This is a genomic window from Pseudomonas sp. GW821-FHT01D09, from assembly GCF_059422465.1.
In genome coordinates, this window is sequence record NZ_JBWKWY010000035.1 from 53875 (window position 1) to 60676 (window position 6802).

5 protein-coding genes are annotated in these 6802 nt (G+C 62.0%); all 5 read left to right on the forward strand.

The features are described from left to right. Position 1: 1 nt before the first annotated feature. The 5 genes from gcvP to AC07W7_RS23360 all read left to right on the forward strand — a co-directional run bounded on the left by gcvP (position 2) and on the right by AC07W7_RS23360 (position 6720). The gene (gene gcvP, locus AC07W7_RS23340; protein WP_495040204.1) at positions 2–2851 is read left to right on the forward strand and encodes an aminomethyl-transferring glycine dehydrogenase; all 2850 of its coding nucleotides are present in this window, start codon (positions 2–4) and stop codon (positions 2849–2851) included. Positions 2852–2993: 142 nt separating this feature from the next. Then, the gene (locus AC07W7_RS23345; protein WP_495040205.1) at positions 2994–4370 is read left to right on the forward strand and encodes an L-serine ammonia-lyase; all 1377 of its coding nucleotides are present in this window, start codon (positions 2994–2996) and stop codon (positions 4368–4370) included. Between the two features lie 39 nt (positions 4371–4409). After that, the gene (gene gcvT, locus AC07W7_RS23350) at positions 4410–5534 is read left to right on the forward strand and encodes a glycine cleavage system aminomethyltransferase GcvT (protein WP_169866628.1); all 1125 of its coding nucleotides are present in this window, start codon (positions 4410–4412) and stop codon (positions 5532–5534) included. Positions 5535–5922: 388 nt separating this feature from the next. After that, on the forward strand, positions 5923–6135 hold the full coding sequence (locus AC07W7_RS23355; RefSeq protein WP_076964709.1) for a cold-shock protein: 213 nt from the start codon (positions 5923–5925) through the stop codon (positions 6133–6135). Between the two features lie 96 nt (positions 6136–6231). Then, a complete protein-coding gene (locus AC07W7_RS23360; RefSeq protein WP_076964708.1) occupies positions 6232–6720 on the forward strand; it encodes an RDD family protein in 489 nt (162 codons plus the stop codon). The last annotated feature ends 82 nt before the right edge of the window (positions 6721–6802 follow it).

Sequence of the window (6802 nt, forward strand, 5' to 3'; positions counted from 1 at the left end):
CATGACTGTTAATTTGAGCACCGCCAACGAATTTGTCGCCCGCCACATCGGCCCGCGCTCGGACGACGAGCAACAGATGCTCGCGACCCTGGGCTTTGATTCCCTCGAAGCCCTGAGCGCCAGCGTGATCCCGGAAAGCATCAAGGGCTCCGCCGTGATGGGCCTGAGCGACGGCCTGAGCGAGGCTGATGCCCTGGCCTCGATCAAGGCCATCGCCGCCAAGAACCAACTGTTCAAGACCTATATCGGCCAGGGCTACTACAACTGCCATACGCCATCGCCGATCCTGCGCAACCTCCTGGAAAACCCGGCCTGGTACACCGCCTACACCCCGTACCAGCCCGAGATCTCCCAAGGCCGCCTGGAAGCGCTGCTGAACTTCCAGACCCTGATCAGCGACCTCACCGGCCTGCCGATCGCCAACGCCTCCCTGCTCGACGAGGCCACCGCCGCCGCCGAGGCCATGACGTTCTGCAAACGCCTGGGCAAGAACAAGGCCAGCAACCAGTTCTTTGCCTCCGTGCACAGCCACCCGCAGACCCTCGATGTGTTGCGCACCCGTGCCGAGCCGCTGGGCATCGAGGTGGTAGTGGGCGATGAGCACACACTGACCGACGTCAGCGCCTTCTTCGGCGCCCTGCTGCAATACCCGGCCAGCAACGGTGACGTGTTCGACTACCGCGAACTGACCGAGCGCTTCCATGCCGCCAACGTCCTGGTGGCTGTGTCCGCCGACCTGCTGGCCCTGACCCTGCTGACCCCACCGGGTGAGTTCGGTGCCGACGTGGCCATCGGCAGTGCGCAGCGCTTCGGCGTGCCGCTGGGCTTCGGTGGCCCGCACGCCGCTTACTTCTCCACCAGGGACGCGTTCAAGCGCGATATGCCGGGGCGTCTGGTCGGTGTGTCCGTGGACCGTTTCGGCAAGCCGGCCCTGCGCCTGGCCATGCAGACCCGCGAGCAACATATCCGCCGCGAGAAGGCCACCAGCAACATCTGTACTGCCCAGGTACTGCTGGCCAATATCGCCAGCATGTACGCCGTGTACCACGGTCCCAAAGGCCTGGTGCAGATCGCCACGCGCATTCATCACCTGGCCGCGATCCTCGCCAAAGGCCTGGGCGCCCTGGGCCTCAAGGTTGAACAAGCCACGTTCTTCGACACCCTGACCCTGGCCACTGGCGCCCACACCGCCGCCCTGCACGACCAGGCCCGCGCCCAGCGCATCAACCTGCGCGTCGTGGACGCGGCACGCCTGGGCCTGTCGGTGGACGAAACCACCACCCAGGCCGATATCGAAACCCTGTGGCGCGTATTGGCAGGCGATAAGGCCCTGCCGGACTTCGCCGCCCTGGCCGCCAGCGTCGACAGCACCCTGCCCGCCGCGCTGCTGCGCCAGTCGCCGATCCTCAGCCACCCGGTATTCAACCGTTATCACTCGGAAACCGAGTTGATGCGCTACCTGCGCAAGCTGGCCGACAAGGACCTGGCGCTGGACCGCACCATGATCCCGCTGGGCTCGTGCACCATGAAGCTCAACGCCGCCAGTGAAATGATCCCGGTGACCTGGGCCGAGTTCGGTGCCCTGCACCCGTTCGCCCCGGCCGCACAAAGCGCCGGCTACCTGCAACTGACCCGCGAACTGGAAGCCATGCTCTGCGCGGCCACCGGCTACGACGCCATCTCCCTGCAACCGAACTCCGGCGCCCAGGGCGAGTACGCAGGCCTGCTGGCCATCCGTGCCTATCACCAGAGCCGTGGCGAAGAGCGCCGCGATATCTGCCTGATTCCGTCGTCGGCCCACGGCACCAACCCGGCCACCGCCAACATGGCCGGCATGCGCGTGGTCGTCACCGCGTGCGATGCCCGGGGCAACGTGGACATCGAAGACCTGCGCGCCAAGGCCATCGAGCACCGCGAGCACCTCGCCGCGCTGATGATCACCTACCCGTCGACCCACGGCGTGTTCGAGGAAGGCATCCGCGAAATCTGCGGGATCATCCATGACAACGGCGGCCAGGTGTATATCGACGGCGCCAACATGAACGCCATGGTCGGCCTGTGCGCCCCGGGCAAGTTCGGCGGCGATGTGTCGCACCTGAACCTGCACAAGACCTTCTGCATCCCCCACGGCGGTGGCGGCCCGGGTGTTGGCCCGATTGGCGTCAAGTCGCACCTCACGCCCTTCCTGCCCGGCCATGCAGCCATGGCACGCAAGGAAGGTGCGGTGTGTGCCGCGCCGTTTGGTAGCGCGAGCATCCTGCCGATCACCTGGATGTACATCAGCATGATGGGCGGCGCGGGCCTCAAGCGCGCCTCGCAGCTGGCGATCCTCAATGCCAACTACATTTCCCGGCGCCTGGAAGAGCACTACCCGGTGCTGTACACCGGCAGCAATGGCCTGGTGGCCCATGAGTGCATCCTGGACTTGCGCCCGCTCAAGGACAGCAGCGGCATCAGCGTGGATGACGTGGCCAAGCGCCTGATCGACTTTGGCTTCCACGCACCGACCATGTCGTTCCCGGTGGCGGGCACGCTGATGATCGAGCCGACCGAAAGCGAATCCAAGGTAGAACTGGACCGCTTCTGCGACGCCATGATCGCCATCCGCGAAGAGATCCGCGCGGTGGAAAACGGCACCCTGGACAAGGACGACAACCCACTGAAGAACGCCCCGCATACGGCGGCTGAAATCGTCGGTGAATGGAGCCACCCGTACAGCCGCGAGCAGGCGGTGTACCCGGTAGCCTCGTTGATCGACGGCAAGTACTGGCCGCCGGTGGGCCGGGTCGACAACGTGTTTGGCGATCGCAACCTGGTGTGTGCGTGCCCGTCGATCGAGAGCTACGCGTAACCTGAGCGGTAGAACGCGGTCAATGTGGGAGCTGGCTTTGTGTGGGAGCTGGCTTGCCTGCTCCCACACAAAGCCCGGCTCCCACAGGGATCGGGTACAACCGAAAATCTGCGCCCAATAATAAGAAACCGGAGAACCACTCATGTCTTTAAGCGTGTTCGACCTGTTCAAGATTGGCATCGGCCCCTCCAGTTCCCATACCGTTGGCCCGATGCGTGCCGCCGCCCGCTTCGCCGAGGGCCTCAAGCGTGACCACCTGCTGCACACCACCACCGGCATCAAGGTGGAACTCTATGGCTCACTGGGCGCCACCGGCAAAGGCCACGGCAGCGACAAGGCCGTGTTGCTGGGCCTGGAAGGCGAACACCCGGACACCGTCGACACCGAAACCGTGGCCGCGCGCCTGGCGCAGATGCGCAGCGACGCGCGCTTGAACCTGCTCGGTGAACACAGCATTGCGTTCAACGAAAAAGAACACCTGGCGATGATTCGCAAACCCCTCGCCTATCACCCCAACGGCATGATCTTTCGTGCGTTTGACGCTGCCGGCCTGCAGATTCGCAGCCGCGAGTACTACTCGGTGGGCGGTGGTTTTGTGGTGGATGAAGACGCTGCCGGTGCCGACCGGATCGTCGAAGACACCACGCCCCTGACCTTCCCGTTCAAGCACGCCAAGGATTTGCTTGGCCATTGCACCACCTATGGGCTGCCCATCAGCCAGGTGATGCTGACCAACGAAAGCGCCTGGCGCCCGGAAGCCGAGACCCGCAGCGGCCTGCTGAAAATCTGGCAGGTCATGCAGGACTGCGTGGCCGCCGGCTGTCGCAACGAAGGCATCCTGCCTGGCGGCCTGAAGGTCAAGCGGCGGGCAGCGGCGTTGCATCGCCAGCTGTGCAAGAACCCGGAATCGGCGCTGCGCGACCCGCTGTCGGTACTCGATTGGGTCAACCTGTATGCCCTGGCGGTCAATGAAGAAAACGCCAACGGCGGGCGCGTGGTCACCGCTCCCACCAACGGTGCCGCCGGGATCGTGCCGGCGGTATTGCATTACTACATGCGCTTTATCCCCGGGGCCAATGAAGACGGCGTGGTGCGTTTCCTGCTCACCGCCGCCGCCATCGGCATCCTCTACAAGGAAAATGCCTCGATCTCCGGGGCCGAGGTCGGCTGCCAGGGCGAAGTGGGCGTGGCCTGCTCCATGGCCGCCGGAGCCTTGTGCGAAGTGCTGGGCGGCACGGTCTCCCAGGTGGAGAACGCCGCCGAAATCGGCATGGAACACAACCTCGGCCTGACCTGCGACCCGATTGGCGGCCTGGTGCAGGTGCCCTGCATCGAGCGCAACGCCATGGGCTCGGTGAAGGCGATCAATGCGGTGCGCATGGCCTTGCGTGGCGATGGGCAGCACTTCGTGTCCCTCGACAAGGTGATCCGTACCATGCGCCAGACCGGCGCCGACATGAAAAGCAAATACAAGGAAACCGCCCGTGGCGGTTTGGCCGTCAACATTATCGAGTGCTGATGCTTATAAACGCGCCAGCACGTTTTTCAGGAGCTGAATATGTCCACCGAAACCCTGTTGAAAACCCCGCTGCACGCCCTGCACCTTGAACTGGGCGCACGCATGGTGCCGTTCGCCGGTTATGACATGCCGGTGCAATACCCCCTGGGCGTGATGAAAGAACACCAGCACACCCGTGAACAGGCCGGGTTGTTCGATGTGTCGCACATGGGCCAGATCCGCCTGACCGGTGCCAACGCCGCCAAGGCCCTGGAGACCCTGGTGCCGGTGGACATCATCGACCTGCCCGTGGGCATGCAGCGCTACGCCATGTTCACCAATGACCAGGGCGGCATCCTCGATGACCTGATGGTCGCCAACCTGGGTAACGACGAGCTGTTTCTGGTGGTCAACGCCGCCTGCAAGGAGCAGGACCTGGCACACCTGCGCCAGCATCTGGGCGGGCAATGCCAGATCGAGCCACTGTTTGAAGAACGCGCCCTGCTGGCCCTGCAAGGCCCGGCGGCGGTGAAGGTGCTGGCGCGCCTGGCGCCGGAAGTGACCAAGATGACCTTTATGCAGTTCGCGCCCCTGCGCCTGCTGGGGGTGGAGTGCTATGTCAGCCGCTCCGGCTATACCGGCGAAGACGGTTTTGAAATCTCGGTGCCCGCGGCCAGTGCCGAAAGCCTGGCCCGCAGCCTGCTGGCCGAAACCGAAGTAGAAGCCATTGGCCTGGGCGCCCGCGACTCCCTGCGCCTGGAAGCCGGCCTGTGCCTCTATGGCCACGATATGAACAGCGAGACCACGCCGATTGAAGCCAGCCTGTTGTGGGCGATTTCCAAGGTCCGTCGCGCTGACGGTGCGCGTGCCGGTGGTTTCCCGGGCGCAGACCGGATCTTCACCCAACAGCAAACCGGTGTCAGCCGCAAACGCGTCGGCCTGCTGCCCCAGGAACGTACCCCGGTGCGTGAAGGAGCAGAGATTGTCGACGAACACGGCAGCGTGATCGGCCGCGTGTGCAGCGGTGGCTTTGGCCCTAGCCTCGGCGGCCCGCTCGCCATGGGCTACCTCGACACGGCATTTACTGTGTTGGATAGCGAAGTCAGCGCCTTGGTACGTGGGAAAAAGGTGCCTCTTCGCGTAAGTAAAATGCCATTCGTGCCACAACGTTACTACCGTGGCTGATTGACTGTTCCTATAAGTAACGCGGTTGTGTTCATTTGCACTAATCTGTAACACGACCGCCATTAAAAAGTGCACTGACGATAGTCAATGTTATATCGATCAACCTATAACAAGTGACCCACACTATCGAATATGACAGCGTGACAATTCTGACCGAAGTGTCATAAAGGCGAGTAAATACGTGGCTTGCAGAGGGCTTGTTTTTTCCTTGTTAGTTGTCGTAGAGTTTGCCCACTGTGTTTGCATGGGTCGCTTGAAACCTGGACCTGGGCAGTAGCCAAAGTCTGCTACAACCCGTTCGACGTCTCTTACTTTCCTGCAATCCAGCCCAGTACTCTTTCAGGTGAAAGGGGCTGTCATTAATTTTTAGCGTCAAGGAAATAAGAAAATGGCTGATCGTCAGAGCGGTACCGTCAAGTGGTTTAACGACGAAAAAGGGTTTGGTTTTATCACTCCAGAAAGCGGTCCGGATCTGTTCGTCCACTTCCGCGCTATCCAGGGCAATGGTTTCAAGAGCCTGAAAGAAGGCCAGAAAGTGACTTTCGTTGCAGTGCAGGGCCAAAAAGGCATGCAGGCGGACGAAGTACTCGCGGAAGGCTGACCCTTACTGCGACAAAAAGCCTCTGGTGATGACATCAGGGGCTTTTTTATGTGCGTTTGTCCGTAAAATGGCTTTTTTCCTCCAGAGAGCCGAGCCATGTCGAAACACCTGCTAAGCCCCCAAGGCGAATTCCCCGCCGTTGGCCTGGGCCGTCGTCTGGCAGCGATGTTCTATGACTTCCTGTTGTGTACCGCCCTGCTGATCGTCACCGCCCTCCTCTATAAGCTGGTGTGGATCGCCTTTGTGGGTGAAGCAAAGATGCGCACACTCTCGGAGTCCGGCGCCCTGGACGGTGATCCGTTGCTGTCGACAATTCTGTTTTTTGTGCTGTTTGGCTTCTTTGCCAAGTTCTGGACCCATTCCGGGCAGACCCTGGGCATGCAGGTATGGGGCGTGCGCGTGCAGAACGCCGACGGCTCGCGCATCAGCCTGTGGCAGGCGCTGTTGCGTTTTGTGGTGTCGATTGCATCGTGGTTATGCGCGGGGCTGGGGTTTATCTGGTCGCTGGTGGACAAGAAAAAACGCGCCTGGCATGACATCTATTCCGACACGCAGCTGGTGCGAATCCCAAAGAAAAAGAAATAACCCCAGGCCAATGAGATCTAAATGTGGGAGCGGGCTTGCTCGCGATGGCGGTGTGTCAGTCAGTACATGTGCTGACTGACAC